Genomic DNA, 21,826 nt, shown 5'->3' on the forward strand with positions numbered 1-21,826 from the left:
AGCGAAAGCGAGCCTTAACAGGGCGACTTGAGTCCCGCGCCGCGGACGCGAAGCCGGGTGAGCTATCCGTGGGCAGGCTGAAGCGGGGGTAAGACCCCGTGGAGGGCCGAACGCACGTCGGTTGAAAACGGCGGCGATGACCTGCGGATAGGGGTGAAAGGCCAATCAAACCCGGAGATATCTCGTTCTCCCCGAAATAGCTTTAGGGCTAGCGTCGCGCGTTCACCGCCGGAGGTAGAGCACCGGATGGACGAGGGGGCTTCGCCGCCTACCGAATCCAACCGAACTCCGAATGCCGGCGGCCCAGAGCGCGGCAGTCAGAGCATGTGGGCTAAGCTGTGTGCTCGAGAGGGAAACAGCCCGGACCGCCCGCTAAGGTCCCCAAGTTCCAGCCGAGTGGCAAAGGATGTGCGTCCGCCCAGACAACCAGGATGTTGGCTTAGAAGCAGCCATCCATTCAAAGAGTGCGTAACAGCTCACTGGTCGAGTGGACATGCGCCGACAATACACGGGGCTAAGCTGGACACCGAAGCGGCGGGATTTTGATTTACAGAATCGGTAGGGGAGCTTCCCATGGGCGGAGAAGCCGGAGGGCGACCGACGGTGGAGCGCATGGGAGTGAGAATGCTGGCATGAGTAGCGAGAGACGAGAGAGTAACTCGTCCGCCGTGAACCCGAGGTTTCCTGGGCAAGGCTAATCCTCCCAGGGTCAGTCGGGGGCTAAGGCGAGGCCGGGAGGCGTAGCCGACGCGCAGCAGGCAGACATTCCTGCACCGCGCACGCGGCGCTACGACCGACGGGGCGACGGATGGGGGTGGCTCGGCGGGGTTCTGGACGTCCCCGTGATGGAGCGCGGCCCGCGGACCAGGGAAATCCGGTCCGCAGAAGGGCGAGGCTCCGGACGAAGCGACTGAGCGAAGCGAGTGAGCCCGAGGTCCCTAGAAAAACCCCTAGGCAGGCGCGTGCGCGCCCGTACCGCAAACCGACACAGGTGGGTGGGTAGAACATACCGAGGCGATCGGGTCAACCATGGTCAAGGAACTCGGCACAATGGCCCCGTAACTTCGGGAGAAGGGGTGCCCGCGCGTACGTGAACCGGCTTGCCCGGGGAGCGGAGGCGGGCCGCAGTGGAGAGGCCCAAGCGACTGTTTACCAAAAACACAGGACTCTGCAGAAGCCGCAAGGCGACGTATAGGGTCTGACGCCTGCCCGGTGCCGGAAGGTCACGCGGAGGAGTTAGCCGATTCGGCGAAGCCCCGAAGCCAAGCCCCGGTAAACGGCGGCCGTAACTATAACGGTCCTAAGGTAGCGAAATTCCTTGTCGGGTAAGTTCCGACCTGCACGAAAGGCGCAACGACTTGGGCGCTGTCTCGACCATGGACCCGGTGAAATTGCACTGGTCGTGAAGATGCGACTTACCCGCGGAAGGACGGAAAGACCCCGTGAACCTTCACTGCAGCTTGGCATTGGCCGCTGGTCCCGCGTGTAGAGGATAGGCAGGAGGCTAAGATCCGGAGGCGCCAGCCCCCGGGGAGCCGCCCTTGGAATACTGCCCTCGCGCGACCGGCGTCCTAACCCGAGGCCGTCAACCGGCTCGGGGACCGTGCCAGGCGGGCAGTTTGACTGGGGCGGTCGCCTCCTAAAGGGTAACGGAGGCGCGCGAAGGTCCGCTCGGGACGGTCGGCAACCGTCCTTTTGAATGCAAGAGTACAAGCGGGCTTGACTGCGAGGCCCACAAGCCGAGCAGGTGCGAAAGCAGGCTCTAGTGATCCGGCGGCCCCGAGTGGGTGGGCCGTCGCTCAACGGATAAAAGGTACTCCGGGGATAACAGGCTGATCTTGCCCAAGAGTCCACATCGACGGCAAGGTTTGGCACCTCGATGTCGGCTCATCGCATCCTGGGGCTGGAGCAGGTCCCAAGGGTACGGCTGTTCGCCGTTTAAAGCGGTACGCGAGCTGGGTTCAGAACGTCGTGAGACAGTTCGGTCCCTATCCTCCGTGGGCGCAGGAGAATCGATGGAGGCTGCCCCCAGTACGAGAGGACCGGGGTGGACGCACCTCCGGTGAACCGGTTGTCGACCAACGGCACGGCCGGGTAGCCGCGTGCGGCGCGGATAACCGCTGAAGGCATCTAAGCGGGAAGCCGTTCCAGGGATTAGTTCTCCTTCCGGTAAGGGCCCAGGTAGACTACCTGGTCGATAGACGGCAGGTGCAAGGGCGGCGACGTCCTCAGCCGAGCCGCACTAATCGCCCGAGCTCTTCCGGAACCGCACCTCGCGGCCCGCGGGACCCAGCGCTCACGCGCGGTCCGGGCACGAGGATGCCCCCGAGTCATCTCCCCTATACGCCATGCGGCCCCCAGGGCACGTGTATGCGATACCCGGACACCGTAACGGTGGGCGCCGCCCACCGGTCAGCGGCCAGAGCATGGGGGGCACGCCCGGTCCCGTTCCGAACCCGGAAGCTAAGCCCCATCGCGCCGAGAGTACTGCGGGGTCAGCCCGTGGGAGGCCAGGGCGCCGCTGACCGGTGGACGGCACCGAGCCGTACGCTTGAACTGAGAAGGGGGAGGCCTCGCGGCCTCCCCCTTTTTTGGGTTATATACACGTTGTACTTTGGGACCTAGCTCCCCCGTATACGCTCTTACTGTTTGGCTGTATTTTGAGTCCATCTAGTGTATTTGAGCGATAATTACTCGCATTGGCGTTAGGGAGGGCTTGATGTTTACCGTATTTGTCTTGGGCAATATTGCTTCGGGTAAGTCGACTGCCTGCCGCTATTTCGAATCTCGTGGCGCTATGCTTATCGATCTGGATGAGCTTGCAAAATCGCTGTATGTGCCGGGCTCTGATATCGTCAATACACTCGCGGATGAATTCGGTTGGGACATTTTGGATGAGGAAGGCGGCATTCGCCGCGGCATCCTCGCTTCTCGAGCTTTTGCTTCTCCTGATTCGGTCGCACGGCTCAATGGCATTGTGCATCCTGTCCTCATTGAACAGCTTTCGCTTAGGATTCTCGATCCGGTTTGTTGTACGGTTTCATCTCCTCGTTATCGCTTTGCGGTGGTCGAGGTTTCTGCTCCGACTGGTTTTGAGGATGCATTTGGCTTGGCTGATGAAATTTTGGTCATCAGCGCCCCTTTGTCAGTTCGTCGCGAGCGCGCTATTCAACGTGGCATGGAGCCATCTGATTTCGATGCCCGTTCTGCTTGTCAGCCCGATGAGTCTGCGCTGTGCAATCTCGCTACAACGGTGATTGATAATGCCTCAGGTGATAATTCGCTCTTTGAGCAGCTTGACTCATGGCTTGCATGCCACGGGTTTATAGACACTGCGGATAAGGAGGATGCCGATGCCTAAGACACGTTTCTTTGCGTGGTATCGCCTTATGCCGCTGGCTGCCGTTTTTGTCTTCGGCCTTATCTCATTCGTTTACTCGTGTGCTCCTGCCGCTTTCTTTAAGCCGTTGTATCCGATTGACTACGAGGCGTATGTAAAGCAATCCAGTATTTCGCATAATCTGGATCCGTATCTGGTGTGCGCTGTCATTAAGTCGGAATCGAATTGGGATCCCGAGGCCGAGTCGAATCAAGGTGCTCAGGGATTGATGCAGCTGATGCCCGAGACTGCCCAGGATATGATCGCCAAGGGCCTTGTCGACGGTGGCGAGTATTCGGCCGACAACCTTAACGATCCGGCTACGAATATCGAGTTTGGCTGTGCGTATCTTTCGTATCTTCTAGCGTATTTTAACGGGTCGACTGACAGTGCCATTGCTGCCTATAACGCCGGCATGGGCAATGTCGACGGATGGGCGCAGCAGGGTACGTCGCTTCATAATGCAATTACCTTTCCCGAGACGCAGGCGTATCTGATTCGTGTCAATAATGCCTGGGCTCGCTACAAGACCATCTATCCCGATCGGTTCGTATAGGACTATGCCTTCCGCCTGCGTATACTGCAGATGTATGAGTTAGGAGTATCCATGGCGGAATTTGAAGTAGAACGCGTTGGTGGTGAACTTAAGCGCTTTGGCGTTGAAGGCTCTGACGTGCCGTTTAAGGTAGTGTCTCCCTATGAGCCTGCCGGTTCCCAGCCTAAGGCCATTGAGTCGCTTGTGCAGGGCGTGAGGGACGGAGACCGCTATCAGGTTTTGCTGGGCGTGACTGGTTCGGGCAAGACCTTCACGATGGCAAAGACTATTGAGGCCCTGGGAAAGCCGACGCTGGTCATGGCTCCGAATAAAACGCTCGCCGCTCAGCTTGCGAGCGAGCTCAAAGAGTTCTTTCCCAACAACGCTGTGGTCTACTTCGTCTCGTACTACGACTACTATCAGCCCGAGGCGTATGTGCCGCAAAGCGATACATATATCGAGAAAGACTCCTCGATTAACGAAGAGGTCGAGATGCTGCGCCATCAGGCGACCGCATCGCTGCTCTCTCGACGCGATGTGATCGTTGTCGCATCGGTCTCGTGTATCTATGGCATTGGCTCTCCTGAGGACTATGCGGGTCTGGCTCCAAACGTCGACAAGAAGGTGCCGCTCGAGCGCGATGACTTTATCCATGCACTTATCGACATTCAATATGATCGCAATGACTATGACCTGGCACGCGGCACGTTCCGCGTGCGCGGCGATGTTGTCGACGTGTATCCGCCTTATGCCGAGCATCCGTTGCGGTTTGAGTTCTTTGGCGACGAGGTCGAGCTGATTGCCGAGATCGATGAGGTCACCGGTGAGATGCTTCGTGAGTACGAGGCCATCCCCGTATGGCCGGCATCGCACTACGTGACCGAGAAGCCGAAGGTCAAGGCGGCTCTGAAATCGATCAGCGAAGAGTGCGAGAAGCGCGTGGCGGAGCTCAAGGCGACCGACAAGTTGCTCGAGGCGCAGCGTCTGCAGCAGCGCACCGATTATGATCTTGAGATGCTCGAGACGATGGGCTTTTGCAATGGCATCGAGAACTACTCGCGTCATCTGGACGGTCGCAAGCCGGGTGAGCCGCCGTTTACCCTAATCGATTACTTTCCCAAGGATATGCTCTGCATCATCGATGAGAGCCATGTGACGGTGCCGCAGATTCGCGGCATGCACGAAGGTGACCGCTCGCGTAAGGTGACGCTGGTGGAACACGGTTTTCGCCTGCCCTCGGCGCTCGATAACCGCCCGCTTCGTTTCGATGAGTTTGAGGCAAGGATACCCCAGTTTATCTATGTTTCGGCCACGCCGGGCGATTACGAGTTGCGGGTTAGCCAGAACGACGTTGAGCAGATTATTCGTCCGACCGGTCTGCTCGATCCCAAGATCGATGTGCGTCCGGTTCGCGGTCAGATTGACGATCTTGAGGACGAGATTCGCGAGCGCGTTGCACGCAAAGAGCGCGTGCTGGTGACCACGTTGACCAAACGCATGGCCGAGGACCTGACCGACCATCTGCTCGACGCGGGCATTAAGGTCAATTACATGCACTCCGATACAGCGACGATGGACCGTGTCGAGATCCTGCGAACGCTGCGCGAGGGAAAGATCGATGTTCTCGTTGGCATCAACCTGCTCCGCGAGGGCTTGGATCTTCCCGAGGTCTCACTGGTGGCAATTCTCGACGCCGATAAGGAAGGCTTCTTGCGCAACCGCCGTTCGCTGATTCAGACGATTGGCCGCGCGGCCCGTAACGCCGATGGCGAAGTCATCATGTATGCGGACGTTGTGACCGATTCGATGAAAGAGGCCATCGAGGAGACGCAGCGCCGTCGCGAGATTCAGATGGCATATAACGAAGAGCATGGCATTGTGCCCAAGACGGTGCGCAAAGCCATCAACGACATCTCAAGTTTTATTGCCGAAGCCGAAAAAACCGTGGGTTCCAAGGGGCGCTCGAAGGGCGACTCCCTTGGCCATGGCGCATTCTATACGCCCGATGAGTCGGGCGAGGGCGGCGTGCCGGAAACGGTGGCACCCGAGCAGACACTTGCGGAGCAGTTGGAAGAACTGCCGCATGACGAGCTTGTGCGGATCGTCGAAACTATGGAAGAGGATATGCGCAACGCTTCTGCCGCCATGGACTTTGAGGAGGCGGCGCGCCTGCGCGATGCCGTCGTTCAGATTCGGGCGATGCTCGAGGGTGCGTCTGAGGACGAGACGATCGAGCGCTTACGTTCGCAGGCCCGCAAGGGTTCCACGTTCGCATCGGGCAGAAAACGCCAGGGTGCACGGTTTAAGAAATAGCGAACAGGCCCCGAGTTCCCTGTGGGGCTCGGGGCCTGTGTCTTTTGCGCGCTGGAATTCGTGCGTTAGAGGTCTGCGATCAGGGCTTCGGCACAACGGATGCCGTCGGTGGCCGCGCTCATGATGCCGCCGGCATATCCAGCTCCCTCACCACAAGGGTAGAGGCCCGGGGTCGACACGGCATGGCACGTTCGGTCTCGGGTGACAGTGATCGGTGAGCTCGAACGAGTCTCCACGCCGGTAAGAACGGCATCGGGGCGGTCGTAGCCTCGTAGCTTTTTTCCGAGTAGGGGAAGCCCCAGGCGGAGCGACTCGACGATATGCTGCGGCAGGGCTTCGTCAATTGCCGTCCAGGTCACACCGAGCGGATAGGTGGGCTTTACCTTTCCGGGTGCCTTGCTGGCGCGTCCTGCGAGGAAATCTCCGACGAGTTGTGCCGGTGCGTTCCAGTTGGAACCGCCCAGGCGATAGGCGGCCGCCTCGCAGGCGCGCTGGAGCTCGATGCCGGCGAGCGGGTCATCGTTGGGAAGGTCCTCAGGCGTGACGTTAACGAGCAGGGCGGCATTTGCGTTGCGTCCGTCGCGGGCATTGAGGCTGGCCCCGTTGACGCACAGATGGCACGGTTCTGAAGAGGCGGCGACAACCTGCCCGCCGGGGCACATGCAAAACGAGAACACGCTGCGGCCGTTGGGAAGATGGGCGACGAGCTTGTAGGGGGCTGCTCCGAGGGCAGGATGTCCCGCCAAGGCTCCATATTGGGCTCGGTCGATGTCGCGCTGCGGATGCTCGATGCGAACGCCCATGGCAAAGGTCTTTTGTGCGAGGGCCACGTTGTGGTCCTTAAGGAGCTCAAAAATATCGCGAGCAGAATGCCCGCAGGCGAGGATGAGGTGCTTTGTCTCGATTGGCTCGCAAGCGGCGTCTTCGGACGATTGGACATCGATACCGGTGATGGCGCCAGACGCGTCGATGCGAATGTCGACGAGCTTTGTTCGATAACGGACGACACCTCCGAGCTGCTCGATGCGCTGGGATATAGCGGTGACAACCGTGGGAAGGATGTCGGAGCCAATGTGCGGCTTGGCATCCCACAGAATATCGCGGGGCGCGCCCGCCTCGACGAAGGTTTCGAGGATAAGGCGATGGGCGGGATTTTTGGTTCCCGTATTGAGCTTGCCGTCCGAGAAGGTCCCCGCGCCGCCCAGGCCAAACTGGATATTGCTCTCGGGGTCGAGGATGCGCTCCTTTAGAAAGAGATCGATCGCATGCGAGCGGCGAAATGCTGGGTCGCCGCGCTCGATGAGCAAGGGCTTAAGACCCGCTTCGGCAAGGGTGAGTGCAGCGAAAAGGCCAGCGCATCCGGCGCCGACAACGACAGGGCGTTCTTGAGGTGCGTCGGAGACGGGGGAGGGGAATGAGGGCCCATCGTCCTCTATCGCGCGTACGCGCGAGCGGTCACGCTCGGCGACGCTGTCGACCGCTTCTCGCTCGAGGTGGGGACTAGTCAGCTCAACACGAAAACTCAGGATAAAATGGACGTCTCGTTTTTTGCGAGCGTCGATTGACTTGCGGTGGAGCTCGATGGACTTGATCTCGGAGTCCTTGCAACGTAGGACGCGCTTGGCGACTCGCTTGCCAACAATGAGGCAGGCATTTTCATCGCCGGCTTCATCGAGCGACGCGTTGACTTGGGTGATTTCGATCATCGAGGTCTCCTTAGAGGCAAGAAAGAGGCCGTCCGGTATCCCAGACGGCCCGAATGCGTTTTTGATTATAGACTGCGCGGCTACAGGCTGCTTGCGGCGCGAATGCCCGAGAGCCAGGCCCACGCAAGGTTAAAGCCTCCGCAATCGGCGTCGATGTCGAGCGCTTCGCCACAGATGTAAAGCGGGGCGTCGACAGCGCTGCGCGCGCGTAGACTGGGTATTGAGATGCTCTCGACAGATACGCCACCACGCGTGACCTGCGCCGAGCGCTCCTCGGCTGTTCCCTCGACGAGCAACTTAAAGTGTTTGAGGATTGAGACCAGGTGGATGACATCGTTGGAGCCTGGATGGCACTGCTCGAACGTCGTGCAGACGACGCGGGAGAGTTGCGGGGCGAGCATGCCGTCGAGCCAACGGGGATCGCGGGGCGAAAAGCCGCCGAGCAGCTCAACGCGCCGGTTGAGCATATCGAGCAGCTCGACTTTGGAGAGGTCGGGGAAAACGTCGAGCAGGATCGTATCGCCGCGCTGGATACGACGGGAGAGGTTGAAGGCAACGACGCCCGAGATACCGAAGGTTCGAAACAGGACTTCACCGTCTTCGTGCCAGAGCTCATTATGATTGCGGGCGAGCGTCAAGCGGGCGCGGACGCGCAGGCCATCCAACGTCTTGAGTGCCGCCCGATCGCCGACGACCGTTGCCGATACGGGGCAGAGGATGGGGCGCAGCGAAGTGAGGGGGAGGCGAAACGTATCGGCGATACCGGTGGGGTTGCCGCCCGTGGCGATAATTACGGCATGTGCCTGCAGGGCCTCGTTCTTGCGAGGGACATTGGCGAGCGCTTTCCGAAGCGAGCGGAGCTCCGATTTTCGGTCGTCGTGCTTCTTTGCCTTGAGTGCCCGCGCTGGACGGTCTATTTGGAGTGTCCAACCTTCGGAAGCTTTGTGCGCCGAGGCAACGTTGGCTCCGCAGATTAAGGTGATACCTAGGCGGTCGCAAACGTTGAGAAGCGCGTCGCGCACCGATTCGGCGCGAAGGGAGCGCGGGTACAGTCGGCCTTCCTCGGAGGTTGTCATGATGCCCAGCGAGGAGAAGAAACCCATAAGCTCTTGTTCGGGTTGGGGGCCCATGACAGATTCGACGAATGCGGGGTGGTTATACCGCTGAGGATCAATCGATTCGTTGGAGAGGTTGCAGCGGCCGTTACCGGTCGCAAGGAGCTTAAGGCCGCAGGCGACATCGCGCTCAACGATGCAGACGCTTTTGCCAGCACGTGCGGCCGTAATGGCGGCGGCGAGGCCTGAAGCCCCGCCGCCGATTACCAGGACGTCATAGAAGGCGCTCGTGTTCACTTAGGCCTCGTCGGTCTCGTGCGGGGTAATAGCCTCGACGGCAGAGACTGCCTTGGGCAACATGCCATCGGGCAGCGCGGTCTCAACCTCGCCCTTATCGCAGGCCTCGGCGAGTGCCGGATTAATGGGAAGCGTGCCCAAGATGTCGAGGTTATAGCGCTCTGCGACCTCGGGGAGCTTGCTCTTGCCAAAGACCTCGATCTTCTTGCCGCAGTCGGGGCACTCAATATAGCTCATGTTCTCGACGATGCCCAGAATGGGGACGTTCATCTTCTCGGCCATGTTGACCGCCTTGGCGACAATCATCGAGACCAGATCCTGCGGGCTCGTGACGATGACGATGCCGTCGACGGGCAGTGACTGGAAGACGGTGAGCGCGACGTCGCCTGTTCCCGGAGGCATGTCGACCAGCAGGTAGTCGATGGGGCCCCACGAGGTCTCGCTCCAGAACTGCCTGATGGCGCCTGCGATGACCGGACCGCGCCAAAGGACGGGGTCGGTCTCGTTTTGGAGCAGAAGGTTGGAGCTCATGACCTTGACGCCGTGCTCGGAGATTTCAGGCAGCATGAGGTTGCCAAGGGCATGGACGTGGCGTCCGCTCATACCGAACATCTTGGGGATAGAGGGACCGGTGATGTCGGCATCGAGGACGCCGACCTTGTGGCCGTGACGGGCAAGCTCGGTGGCGATGGCACCGGTGACAAACGACTTGCCGACACCGCCCTTGCCGGAAAGCACGGCGATGACGCGTTTGACCTCGGACAGCGTATTCTCCTCAAATTGCGACGGCGACGTTTGTCCGCCGGCGGCCTGTGCGTGCTCGCAACCCATGTATGACTCCTTTGTATATGTTGGGGCCGGGGCCCCGTGATGTGACACGAGCGTCATTGTACCCTCGTTTGCGAGCGGGAGTCATTTACGATGCATTTGGGCCGAGCGTGCTTGCAATACGATGGGTCCAAGCGAATGGGCGGGCTTACTGAACTTTGCTGGCGAACTCGAGGTATTGCATGCGCTGCAGCTTGTTGATCGTCGAGGCGTATGGGCTGTCTTCAGATTCCAAGTCGTAGCGCAGCCCGTCGGTACCGAGGTAGCCGGCGACATTGATGGTGGGCACATCTGACCTTGTTGCAAGCAGAGCCTTTTGATAGTCGGTGAGCGGGGCGCCGATCTTATTAAGGGTAATGGCTGCAACCTCGTTTGCCCCGACGGTGTCGTAGACGTTGAGCTCGGTATTGCCGGCGATTTCATAGTTAGCCCAGACAAAATATGTCGACTGATAGATACGGAAAGCGTGGCTTGCCGTATCTTCCTGAGGGTACAGCTCGTCGTTGAGAGTCGTTGCGGCGCTCGGCTGATGGTCGCCAAAAAAGACAAGGACAACCGGTCTGCCGATATTGCGGAGCTCGTTGATAAAGTACTCGAGGTCCCGGTCGGATGCGTTGATGCAGGTAAGATAGGTGTTGAGCGCGCTATTGGCACCCTCGCTGGCTCCCTCGACCCAATAGTTTGTAAGCTCCTCGGCGGGAACGGTGCCATAGTCGTAGCCGCCATGATTTTGCATCGTGACGTCAAAGATGAACTGCGGGGCTTCGTCGGTTCTAAGCAGGTCGAGTATCTTGTCGTAGGTGGCGTAGTCGCATACGCCGGCATGGTAACAGGGCGCACCTTCGAAATCGCCGATTGAAAGAAAGTCTCCAAAGCCCAGCTGCTGATAGATTTTATCTCGATGGTAGTTGACGGGGTTTTGCGGGTGCATAGCGGTAGCGGTATACCCAAGCTCCTTAAGGTCCTTTGCCAGGCTGTCGACGCCATTCATCTGATATAGCTGATAGGGGATTTTGCCTAATCCGACAAAGGCCGTTGTCGCTCCGGTCAAAAATTCGAATTCGGAGTTCGCCGTTCCGCCACCGGCGACCGAAGCGAGCATGGTGCCGCGAACAAGTGTGTCGGGAAGCGAGTTGTAGAATGCGGGGCCGGTGTACCCGGCCGCCTGGAGCTGCTCAAAGCACGAAAGGTCGCTAAAACTCTCATTCATGACGGCAACAATCGTCGGCTTGATTTCATTGAACTGGGCAACGGCCGCCGCGCGCTGCTCGCTCGAGCCATACGTGCTGTCGTAGGTGGCGGCGAGCTCCTGCTCGATGCTCTGCGCCTCATCGGGCGTATAGTCTTCGGGCTTCTCAATGGGCAACTCGTTGACCATTTCGGTGAACGAAGTGATAAAACCCTGAGACGCATATGTGGTGATGGGCTGCCAACGGTCAAATCCAAAATTCAGCGCCTGCTCCAAGTCGATGCTGGAAAAGCCCGAGAGCCCCACAACGGTCACTAACAGAAAAGCACAGAGGTTAGCGGCGATTGCGGGGAAGACATGGGTGGGCGTACGGAGCTTTCGCGGACGGATAAGCGAAAGAAGCCCCAGGGAAATCTCCAGCAGGGCGAGAGAGGTTACGATTCCGGCGGTAAAGGTAAACTCGTATCCCTCGCTCACCTCCATTGCGGTGCCAAGGGCCAAGATATCGCTTGGCAGGATGGCTTCGCCTTTAAACGTTATGACGAAGTGCTCGGCAATGCCAAGGATGCAGCAGGCGACGGGCACGAGGGCCATGACGCCTCCATGACGCTGTCCCAGCAAATAAAGGGAGAGCAGAACCGTCGCGAGCAGCCCGACGGAAAACCCGAATGAGTTGGCGGGAATGCGATAGAACGTTTCGTTGCAGGCAATTTCGAGTGAAACGAACGAGAGCGCTGAAACAGCGGCGATGACAAGGATGTCACGGCAAATACAGGCAACCGTTCCCGTCGCAAGATCGGTTTGGTCGATAAGTCCCGAAACCAAGGGCTCGACAAGAAGTATGACGGCGGCAGCACCGAGCGCCGAATAAGAAAGGACCCATAGGGAACTGTCCTCATTTACGAGCAATTGATTCGTAATCCATGCAGCTACCATGCCGAGCGGGATGAGGAGCGTCGCGCACCAAAAGACGCGGGCAATGGGTGGCTTTTCATTGTGTTTGATTGAAAAATACACGCGCACGACGACGGTGGCCACGATAAGGATGGCGATGAATATGGGCAGATTGGCCATGTCACTCGAAGTGATTTCAAGGGGGATATCTTCGGTCATGGACGTTCCTCTGTTACGGCAAATTAAGTTCAGTATTAGATTACTGTAACCTTTCCACGGCATTTCGAGAAACAAAGCGCCCGATACGCAAAGCTAAAGGTCTGCGAATCTTGTATTACGAACATCTGTGCGCGTCGAGTGCGCTAAACTCATCGACAGTATGATTCGATGCAATAGGAGGCAAGGAGCTTCCATGTCTGATTCTTCTATCGTTATTCGCGGCGCTCGTGAGCACAACCTCCGTGATATCGATGTTTCCATTCCGCGTGACCAACTCGTGGTCATTACCGGTCTTTCTGGCTCGGGCAAGAGTTCGCTGGCATTTGACACTATCTATGCCGAGGGCCAGCGTCGATACGTTGAGAGCCTTTCGAGCTATGCGCGCCAGTTCTTGGGCCAGATGGACAAACCCGACTTGGATTCAATCGACGGCCTTTCGCCGGCGGTGTCGATTGACCAAAAGACGACGTCTAAAAACCCTCGCTCGACGGTTGGCACCGTAACCGAGATTTATGACTATCTGCGCCTGCTGTTCGCCCGTGTGGGCACCCCGCACTGCCCCGAATGCGGCCGCGTCATTGAGCGTCAGACGACCGACCAGGTTGCCGACAAGGTCTTGGCGGCGGGGGAGGGCCGCCGCGCGTTTGTGCTGGCACCGGTGGTGCGCGGGCGAAAAGGCGAGTACACCAAACTGTTTGAGGACCTTCGCGCCGAGGGCTTTAGCCGCGTGCGTGTCGACGGTGAAGTGCGCTCGCTCGACGATCCGATCGATCTGGACAAGAAGTTCAAGCACGATATCGAGGTCGTGGTCGACCGCATCGTGATTCGGGAAAACTCTCTGGGCCGCATCGCCGAGTCTGTTGAACAGGCGACTGCCTTGGCGCACGGCAATGTAAACGTGTACATGCTGCCCGATCGCGATGCTCCCGAGGGGACCGAGGGCGAACTGCTGGAGTATTCGTTGGCCTTGGCGTGCCCGGAGCATGGACACTCCATTGACGATCTTCAGCCGCGTGATTTTTCGTTCAACGCTCCCTATGGCGCATGTCCTGAGTGCGACGGCCTGGGCTTTAAGAAAACCGTTGATGCCGAGGCGCTGATTGAGGACCCCTCGAAGTCCATTGCCGACGGAGTCTTTGGTAGCCTGTTTGGCAATTCGAACTACTATCCGCAGATTTTTGCTGCGGTCTGCAAACACTTTAAGGTGAGCGCCGATACGCCGTGGGAGGACTTGCCCCCTCGCGTGCGTCGTGCATTCTTGGATGGCCTGGGCGATACGAAGATCTCGGTCGACTACCAAAAGCTCGACGGACGTCGTAGCCAGTGGGATACAAAGTTTTCGGGCGTTCGCAACATCCTGTACGAACGCTATGCCGAGACGACGAACGAGAACACCAAGGCGCGCCTGGAGAAGTACATTCGCGAGGAACCGTGCTCGAGCTGCCACGGCGCTCGTTTGCGCCCTGAGATGCTCGCCGTCACCGTGGGCGGCAAGTCCATTTACGAGGTTTGTTGCCTGTCGTGCCGTGAGTCGCTCGAGTTTTTTGAGGGCTTGGAACTTACCGAGCGTCAACGGTTTATCGGCGGCCGTATCGTCAAGGAAATCCTGGAGCGCTTGCGTTTTCTGGTCGATGTTGGACTCGACTATCTGACGCTCGATCGTGCTTCGGCGACGCTTTCCGGTGGCGAGGCACAGCGTATTCGACTGGCAACGCAGATCGGCGCGGGTCTCATGGGCGTGCTCTATATTCTGGATGAGCCCTCGATCGGTCTTCATCAGCGTGACAACGAGCGCCTGATCAAGACGCTCGAGCGCCTGCGCGATATCGGCAATACCGTTATCGTCGTCGAACACGACGAGGATACAATCCGTGCCGCCGACTACGTGATCGACATGGGGCCCGGCGCCGGCGTCAACGGCGGACACGTAGTCGCGGCGGGAACGCCTGCCGATATCATGGCGTGTCCTGAGTCGATGACGGGCGCTTATCTGACCGGCAAACGAATGATCCGGGTGCCTGATGAACGGCGCAAACCCGGTCGCGGCTGCCTTAAAATTACGGGCGCTCGAGCCAACAACCTCAAAAACGTTACTGCCAAGATCGAGTTTGGTACGCTTACGGTTGTTACCGGCGTGTCGGGATCGGGCAAGAGCTCCCTAGTTACCGACACCATTGCGCCTGCCCTTACGAATGCCATTCACCGCTCGACGCGCCCTGTGGGTCCGTATAAGAAAATCGAGGGCATCGAGTGTATCGATAAGGTTATCGATATCGACCAGTCGCCGATTGGCCGCACGCCGCGTTCCAACCCTGCTACCTATATCGGCCTGTGGGATGATCTTCGCGCACTGTTTGCGAGTACGCCGGAGTCGAAGGCGCGCGGCTACTCGCCAGGTCGTTTCTCCTTTAATGTGAGTGGCGGGCGCTGTGAGGCGTGCAAGGGCGACGGACAGATCAAGATCGAGATGCACTTCCTTCCCGATATCTACGTTCCCTGCGAAGTTTGCGGCGGTAAACGCTACAACCGCGAGACACTCGAGGTCACCTATCGTGGCAAGACCATCTCGGACGTGCTCGACATGAGCGTTACCGAGGCGCTGGCCTTCTTTGGGAATATCCCGCAGATTAAGCGCAAGCTCCAGACGCTGTACGATGTAGGCTTGGGCTACGTGAGCCTGGGCCAGCCCGCCACGACGCTTTCGGGCGGCGAGGCGCAGCGTGTAAAGCTCGCCAAGGAGCTTCATCGACGCCAGACGGGCAAGACGTTCTATATTTTGGACGAGCCGACGACCGGCCTTCATTTTGAGGACGTCCGCCAGCTGCTCGATGTACTGCAGCGCTTGGTCGATGCGGGCAACACGGTGCTGGTGATTGAACACAACCTTGATGTCATCAAGGTTGCCGACCGCCTGATCGATATGGGTCCCGAGGGCGGTAACGGCGGCGGAACCGTCGTGGTTTCGGGTACACCGGAGCAGGTTGCGGACTGTCCGCAGAGTTATACGGGCAAGTTTTTGGCGCCGTTGCTCAGGCGTGACCGGGAGCGCCAGGCTCAACTTGATGCTCAATAAATAGGCGATTCAGTTTATGGGCGCCATCGACTCCTTGTGATTCGATGGCGCTTGCTGTGCCGAAGTGACGTATGCAGCCGAATTGGACATATACTTAATCCTTGCGTCCGAATGCGAGGGAAAGGATATGTCATGGCAAAGGCTGTAAAGACGCCAAAAACCAATGCGATGCGCGAGCTGGAAAGCGCCGGCATTTCCTATGTTCTACATACGTACGAAGACGATGGCGATGAGTCGGTGGGCCTGGGGGTCGCGATTTCGGAGCAGCTTGGCGAGGAGCCCGGTCAAGGATTTAAGACTTTGGTCTGTGTGACACCGTCCAACGACTATGTCGTGTGCTGCATCCCTGTTGCCGACGAGCTCGATCTAAAGTCCGCCGCGCGTGCCGCGGGGGAGAAGTCCTTGGCCATGATGCATGTGAAGGATTTGCTTGCGGCGACTGGCTACGTTCGCGGCGGCTGCAGCCCGGTCGGTATGAAAAAACGCTACCGGACGCTCATTGATGAGACATGTGTCCTTTGGGATACCATTTTTATTTCGGGAGGCAAGCGTGGTTATCAGCTCGAGCTTGCACCCGATGATTTAATTGCATTTTGCGGGGCGACGGTTGCCGCGATTACGAGAGAGGACTGAGCGATGCCGCAGGAAGAATTGAAGCGCGGAGCTCATTTTGCAAAAGAATCTGCGCCTCAGACACCCTCATCCGAAGCTTCTTCGTCGCGAGATGACACTGACGACATGGGCTCGTCGGACTACTCCACGGTTGGTCGTTCCGCCGGGCTTATGACCATCCTGACTATCGTGTCTCGCGTCACCGGTTTTATCCGCACGTGGGCAATGGCGGCCGCTATCGGCATGTCGCTACTCTCGTCCTCCTATCAGGTCGCCAACAACCTGCCCAATATGCTCTACGAACTCGTGATGGGCGGCATGCTCGTGACGGCGTTTTTGCCCGTGTACATGGGCGTGAGGCGTGAGCAGGGTCGCGAGGCCTCAAACGAGTACGTGGGCAACCTGCTCGGCATTCTGCTTTTGGTGCTGGGTGGCATTTCGTTGCTGGGGACCGTGTTCGCCCCGGGCTTTATCTGGACGCAATCGTTCCTTTCGGGTGACGGCGGCAGCATGGATACCGCTGCGTTCATGTTCCGTTTCTTTGCCATCCAGATTCTGTTTTATGGTTTGGGCTCGGTGTTCTCGGGCGTTCTCAACGCACACCGCGACTACTTCTGGTCGACGTTTGCTCCGGTCCTCAACAATGTGATCGTCATTGCGAGCTTTATGGGTTTTGCGCCCGTGTCCGCACAGTTTGGCGAACGTGCCGGCATCATCTTGATTGCGGCCGGTACGACCCTCGGTGTCTTTGTTCAGATGGCATGTCAGATCCCCGCGCTTGGCAAGCACGGCGTGCACCCCCATATCCATATCGACTTTAAGGACCCCGCACTGCGGCAGACGATTGCGCTCGGTATCCCGACGCTGCTCGCCACGGTGTGCATGTTTGTCTCGACTTCTATCACCAACGCTGCCGCGCTGGTGGTCCAGCCCGAGACTGGTCCTTCCGTCATCGCCTATGCGCGCCTGTGGTACACGCTGCCCTACGCGCTGATTGCCGCCTCGCTTTCGACGGCGCTCTATACCGAGCTCTCTCACGACGCGCAGGAGAAGGATTACGACAGCGTTCGCACGGGCATTTCGCGTGGCGTCGCCCAGATGCTGTTCTTCCTGATTCCGTTCGCGCTGTACCTGATTGTCTTCGCGCGTCCGCTCAACATGATCTACTGTGCTGGCAAGTTCGATGAATCCGGCGTGACGCTGGTGTCCGAGTACCTTGTCTACCTGGCGCTCTCGCTGCCGCTCTACGGCGTGGTCGTGTTGATGCAGAAGAGCTTCTCTGCCTTGCTCGACATGAAGCCCTATAGTCGCTATTGCCTGTATTCTGCCATCGGCCAGGCCGGCTCGGTTCTGCTATTTGGCGTTGTGCTGGGCTTCGGCATGCCGGCAATCGCGCTTTCGTATGTCGTCGACTACGTGATCTTGGTCGGTTGTTCGCTGTGGTGGCTGCGTCGTCGTCTGCGTGGCCTTCAGGTCAAATCTATCCTACATGGCGGTTTCTTTGGCCTTTTGCTCGGTGGCCTGGGTGCTGCCGCAGGCGCCGGCGTCATGTGGGCGCTTGAGCACTTTGTCGGGGCGCTTGGCGGTTCGATTCTGATTACTCTTGGCTATGTTTGCGTTGCGGGTGTCGTCTCGCTTGCTGTTACCTTTGGCCTTGCCGTCGTCCTTAAGATGCCCGAGGTCTCGGCGCTGCTTCGTCGCAAGTAGGTGCGCGTGGCCGGTCACGACAACATTCCAACGCTTGCCGAGCAGGTTTCGCGCGTTCCCACACAGCCCGGATGCTACCTTTGGAAGGATGCCAAGGGCGATGTCATCTACGTGGGCAAGGCGAAAAACCTACGCGCCCGCATGCGTCAATACGTGACACTGCAGGATGAGCGTCAAAAGATTCCGCTGATGATGCAGCTGGTGGCGAGCTTTGACTATATCGTGGTGGAGACCGAGCATGAGGCGTTGGTGCTCGAGCGCAATTTGATTGGTCAGTACCATCCGTACTTTAACGTCGACCTCAAGGATGACAAGAGCTACCCCTTTATCGCCATTACAAAGGGCGACCTGTATCCCGCTATCAAATATACGCGTGAGCGTCATAAGCCGGGAACGCGCTATTTTGGACCCTATACCGATAGCCGTGCGGCACGTGAGACGATAGATACGCTGCGCAAGGTTATTCCCATCTGCTCCGCATCCTGTGCGGAGTGGCGTCGTTGTCGCCGTATCGTTGAGTCCCACAAGGGCGAGGAAGACATCGTCAATATGATTTGCGCGCAAAACGGGCGTCCCTGCTTTGACTACCATGTCGGGCGCGGCCCGGGTGCGTGTGTCGGCGCGATTTCCCCGGCAGACTATGCCAAGAACGTCAAGCGTGTCGAGCGCTTTTTGTCGGGCCATCGCAAGGATGTCGTCGATGAGCTGACCTCCGAGATGACGGATGCCGCCGAGGCGCTCGACTTTGAGCGCGCGGCACGCGTCAAACGTCGTTTGGAGGTCATCAGGGGTCTGGACGATCGTCAGCAAGTCGTTTTTCCCTCCAGTGTCGATATCGATGTCATCGGGTTCTATCGCGAGGAGACCATCTCCGCCGCTTGCGTCTTCGTCGTTCGCGAGGGCCGAACAGTTCGCACCTGCGAGTTCATTCTCGACAAGGGTCTTGATGTTGACGAGGAAGAGCTCCAGTCGGGCTTTCTTAAGCGCTATTACGACGAGACGGCTGATATTCCAGCTGAGGTCAACCTTTCCGTCGAGCTTGAGGATGCGGAGGCGCTGGGGGAATGGCTTGCGGGCAAGCGCGAGCGTTCCTGCCATCTCCATAGGCCGCAGCGTGGCGAAAAGCACCGTTTGCTCGATATGGCATCCAAAAATGCGCGCCATGCCCTCATGCGCTACATGATGCGAACGGGGTACGCTGACGACCGCACCAATCAGGCGCTCCTGGAGCTCGAAAGCGCGCTGGCGCTGCCAGCGCCGCCGATGCGTATCGAGTGCTTCGATATCTCGACGCTGCACGGAACCTTTACCGTCGCCTCGATGGTGGTGTTTACCAACGGACGCGCCGACAAGAGCCAGTACCGTCGTTTTAAAATTCAGGCCGAATTGGACGAGGCAAACGACTTCGTGTCGATGTCCGAGGTTTTGGGACGACGCTATGCTCCCGAGCGCATGGCCGACGAGCGCTTTGGATCGCGCCCCGATTTGCTCGTTGTCGATGGCGGTAAGCCGCAATTGACCGCTGCGATCAAGCAACTTGAGGCTCTTGGGCTCGATATACCAGTTTGTGGCTTGGCAAAGGCCGATGAGGAGGTTTTCGTGCCTTGGGACGAGACTCCAGTCGTGCTTCCGACCGGGTCCGCGTCGCTCTATCTAATCAAACAGGTGCGCGATGAATCGCACCGTTTTGCCATCACGTTCCATCGCGAATTGCGCGATAAAGCCATGACGGTTTCGGTACTCGATGACGTTCCAGGCGTGGGACCCACCAGAAAACGTGCCCTTATGCGCCATTTTGGCTCGATGAAGCGTTTGCGCGCGGCGAGCGAGCAAGAGATCGCGGAAGTTCGAGGCGTTCCGGCCGATGTCGCCAAAGCGGTCCACGAGGCACTTGTTGCATGGAATGCCGAACGCGCCCAGGCATCGGCCAACCGTTCCGAAAACTAAACGTGCTTCTAAACAACTGATATACATGATTGGCCGATTTTCAATCATTTATTTCGCGGCGATTACCTGTCGATTTCGGGTTTTATTAACGCTAAAACGTTTGACTAGCCATGGTGAACAACCCTGCTATCCTGCGGGTTGACGATGACTGATATCTCACCTCGTCGATACATACTGTCTGGCGAATCGTTTGTCAATGAATTCGGTGAACGGTAGTAAATACCGTTCAAGCGTATGTATGTATCGGTCGCCGAGCGCGGCACCTCAGTTGGGTTCGTCGGTAGGTAAGGTATATATCGTCCGCAAGTTGCGCGGGGGCAAGTCTAGGTGCTCCCGGGTAAGATTCTCTATTGATAGGAGAAGACATGGCCATCATCAACAAGGGTATGTCCAGGCGTTCGTTCCTCGGCCTCACCGGCAGCGTCGCTGCTGTCGCAGGGCTTGGTCTCACCGGCTGCGGTGGCAGCTCCAACGACGAGGGTTCCGCTTCCGGTTCCGCCGATTCCGCCAACCGTGGCGGCGGTGTGATTACCGCTGGTTCCGCTTACGCTCCGTCCAGCTTCGATCCCGCCAGCACCGGCTCCGCTGTGGGCCTGGGTGCTAACTGGCACGTCGTCGAGGGTCTCTACGGCATCGATTACCACGACTACAGCACCTTCAACGAGCTCGCCACCGACGATCCCAAGTCCGTGGACGACACTACCTTCGAGGTCACCATCCGCAAGGGCGCCAAGTTCTCCGATGGTACCGAGGTCACTGCTGACGACGTCGTCGCTTCCTACACCGCTTGCGCTGCTTCCGCTACCTATGCTCCGTTCTTCCAGCCCTTCGAGTCCATCGAGGCCAAGGATGCCAGCACTGTAACGGTCAAGACCAAGGTCCCCAACTTCTCCCTGCTCAAGGATCGTCTGGCCATCATCCGTGTTACCCCGGCTACTCAGTCCGAGGAGGATCGCGCCAAGCAGCCGATCGGTTCCGGCCCCTGGATGTACGACTCTATCTCCGATACCGAGATCACCCTGGTTCCCAACCCCGAGTACAACGGTGAGTATGCTGCCGAGGATAAGAAGATCCAGTACAGCATCCTGACCGACCCCACCGCTCGCGTTACCGCCCAGCAGGAAGGCTCCACGCTCGTTATGGAGCTCGTCACCGCTGACGCCGTCGACCAGCTCGAGAGCGCTGGCTGCAAGATCGACAACGTCCAGGGCTTCGGCACCCGCTTCATCATGTTCAACGTCGCCAAGGAGCCTTGGAACAACGTCAAGGTCCGTCAGGCCGTCATGTACGCGCTCGACACCGAGAAGATGATCACCAACACCTTCGCCGGCCTTGCCACCGCTGCCAGCTGCTACCTGCCCAAGAGCTTCACCAACTATCATGAGGCTTCCACGGTGTACAAGACCGACGCCAAGAAGGCCAAGAAGCTCATCGAGGAGTCCGGCATCACCCCGGGTGCCATCACCCTGCGCACCACCGACAACGAGCAGATTAAGGGCATGGCCGCCCAGGTCAAGAACGACCTCGACGCTCTCGGCTTCGAGGTGACCATCCAGACCGATACCTCGCCGGCCACCTACGCTGCCATCGACGGCGGCGAGGCCTACGATATCCTCCTTGCCCCTGGCGATCCGTCCTGCTTCGGCGCTGACCCCGACCTGCTGCTCAACTGGTGGTACGGCGACAACGTCTGGATGCAGACCCGTTGCCCGTGGAAGGAGTCCGCTGAGTGGGAGAAGCTCCACGGTCTCATGGACGAGGCTCTTGCCGCCGAGGGCGACGAGCAGCAGAAGAAGTGGAACGAGTGCTTCGACATCATCGCCGACAACGCTGTTCTGTACCCCGTTGTCCACGTCAAGACCGTCTCCGCTTCCTGGGACGATCCGTCTACCGCGCCCAACGGCGAGGCCCTCGATGGCTTCAAGGGCATCGGCACGACGAGCATGTCCTTCAGGGGCGTCGCGACCGTCAAGGCCTAAGACTCGTTTGAGTCATATGTGGGGCGTCGGTCGTAAGGCAACGTCCTCATAGTTGAAACAAAGACCCGGGCGGCCTCGATGTCGCTCGGGTCT

12 protein-coding genes and 2 rRNA genes are annotated in these 21,826 nt (G+C 58.7%); 10 read left to right on the forward strand and 4 right to left on the reverse strand.

Features of this window, described 5'->3' with window-relative positions:
* The 5 genes from AAAX32_RS05995 to uvrB form a co-directional block, all read left to right on the forward strand.
* A 23S ribosomal RNA gene (locus AAAX32_RS05995) occupies window positions 1-2,266 on the forward strand; the annotation flags it as partial.
* Between the two features lie 145 nt (window positions 2,267-2,411).
* Window positions 2,412-2,527, forward strand: a 5S ribosomal RNA gene (rrf, locus tag AAAX32_RS06000).
* Window positions 2,528-2,719: 192 nt separating this feature from the next.
* Window positions 2,720-3,361 carry a dephospho-CoA kinase gene (gene coaE / locus AAAX32_RS06005; protein ID WP_138339863.1) on the forward strand — a complete coding sequence of 214 codons (642 nt, stop codon included), beginning with the start codon at window positions 2,720-2,722 and terminating at the stop codon, window positions 3,359-3,361.
* A complete protein-coding gene (locus AAAX32_RS06010) occupies window positions 3,354-3,935 on the forward strand; it encodes a lytic transglycosylase domain-containing protein (RefSeq protein WP_138339861.1) in 582 nt (193 codons plus the stop codon). Before coaE ends, AAAX32_RS06010 begins: the two co-directional genes overlap by 8 nt.
* A gap of 51 nt (window positions 3,936-3,986) precedes the next feature.
* Window positions 3,987-6,227 (forward strand): excinuclease ABC subunit UvrB, encoded by a 2,241-nt coding sequence (uvrB, locus tag AAAX32_RS06015; protein ID WP_035138903.1) that lies wholly within the window; start codon window positions 3,987-3,989, stop codon window positions 6,225-6,227.
* A 65-nt stretch (window positions 6,228-6,292) separates the two neighbouring features.
* Here the strand turns inward: uvrB and AAAX32_RS06020 are convergent, their stop codons facing one another.
* The 4 genes from AAAX32_RS06020 to AAAX32_RS06035 all read right to left on the reverse strand — a co-directional run bounded on the left by AAAX32_RS06020 (window position 6,293) and on the right by AAAX32_RS06035 (window position 12,415).
* Complete coding sequence (locus tag AAAX32_RS06020; protein WP_148332790.1) at window positions 6,293-7,933, reverse strand: FAD-dependent protein; 1,641 nt, start codon at window positions 7,931-7,933, stop codon at window positions 6,293-6,295.
* A gap of 80 nt (window positions 7,934-8,013) precedes the next feature.
* Complete coding sequence (locus AAAX32_RS06025) at window positions 8,014-9,285, reverse strand: NAD(P)/FAD-dependent oxidoreductase (RefSeq protein ID WP_349100293.1); 1,272 nt, start codon at window positions 9,283-9,285, stop codon at window positions 8,014-8,016.
* On the reverse strand, window positions 9,286-10,116 hold the full coding sequence (locus AAAX32_RS06030) for an Mrp/NBP35 family ATP-binding protein (RefSeq protein ID WP_006236172.1): 831 nt from the start codon (window positions 10,114-10,116) through the stop codon (window positions 9,286-9,288).
* A 145-nt stretch (window positions 10,117-10,261) separates the two neighbouring features.
* Window positions 10,262-12,415, reverse strand: a complete 2,154-nt coding sequence (locus tag AAAX32_RS06035; RefSeq protein ID WP_196033318.1) for an alkaline phosphatase family protein — start codon at window positions 12,413-12,415, stop codon at window positions 10,262-10,264.
* A gap of 193 nt (window positions 12,416-12,608) precedes the next feature.
* Between AAAX32_RS06035 and uvrA the strand changes: the two genes are divergently transcribed.
* From uvrA to AAAX32_RS06060, 5 genes are all read left to right on the forward strand, one after another.
* Entirely contained in the window at window positions 12,609-15,488 is a 2,880-nt protein-coding gene (uvrA, locus tag AAAX32_RS06040; protein ID WP_196033316.1) for an excinuclease ABC subunit UvrA, read from the forward strand.
* 132 nt (window positions 15,489-15,620) lie between these two features.
* The gene (ybaK, locus tag AAAX32_RS06045) at window positions 15,621-16,121 is read left to right on the forward strand and encodes a Cys-tRNA(Pro) deacylase (protein ID WP_006236166.1); all 501 of its coding nucleotides are present in this window, start codon (window positions 15,621-15,623) and stop codon (window positions 16,119-16,121) included.
* A gap of 3 nt (window positions 16,122-16,124) precedes the next feature.
* A complete protein-coding gene (gene murJ / locus AAAX32_RS06050) occupies window positions 16,125-17,807 on the forward strand; it encodes a murein biosynthesis integral membrane protein MurJ (RefSeq protein WP_022094868.1) in 1,683 nt (560 codons plus the stop codon).
* A 6-nt stretch (window positions 17,808-17,813) separates the two neighbouring features.
* Entirely contained in the window at window positions 17,814-19,754 is a 1,941-nt protein-coding gene (gene uvrC, locus AAAX32_RS06055; protein ID WP_022094869.1) for an excinuclease ABC subunit UvrC, read from the forward strand.
* Between the two features lie 365 nt (window positions 19,755-20,119).
* Complete coding sequence (locus AAAX32_RS06060) at window positions 20,120-21,733, forward strand: ABC transporter substrate-binding protein (protein ID WP_195363241.1); 1,614 nt, start codon at window positions 20,120-20,122, stop codon at window positions 21,731-21,733.
* Window positions 21,734-21,826: the final 93 nt, after the last annotated feature.

The sequence above is a fragment of the Collinsella sp. CLA-ER-H3 genome (assembly GCF_040092425.1).
GTDB lineage: Bacteria > Actinomycetota > Coriobacteriia > Coriobacteriales > Coriobacteriaceae > Collinsella.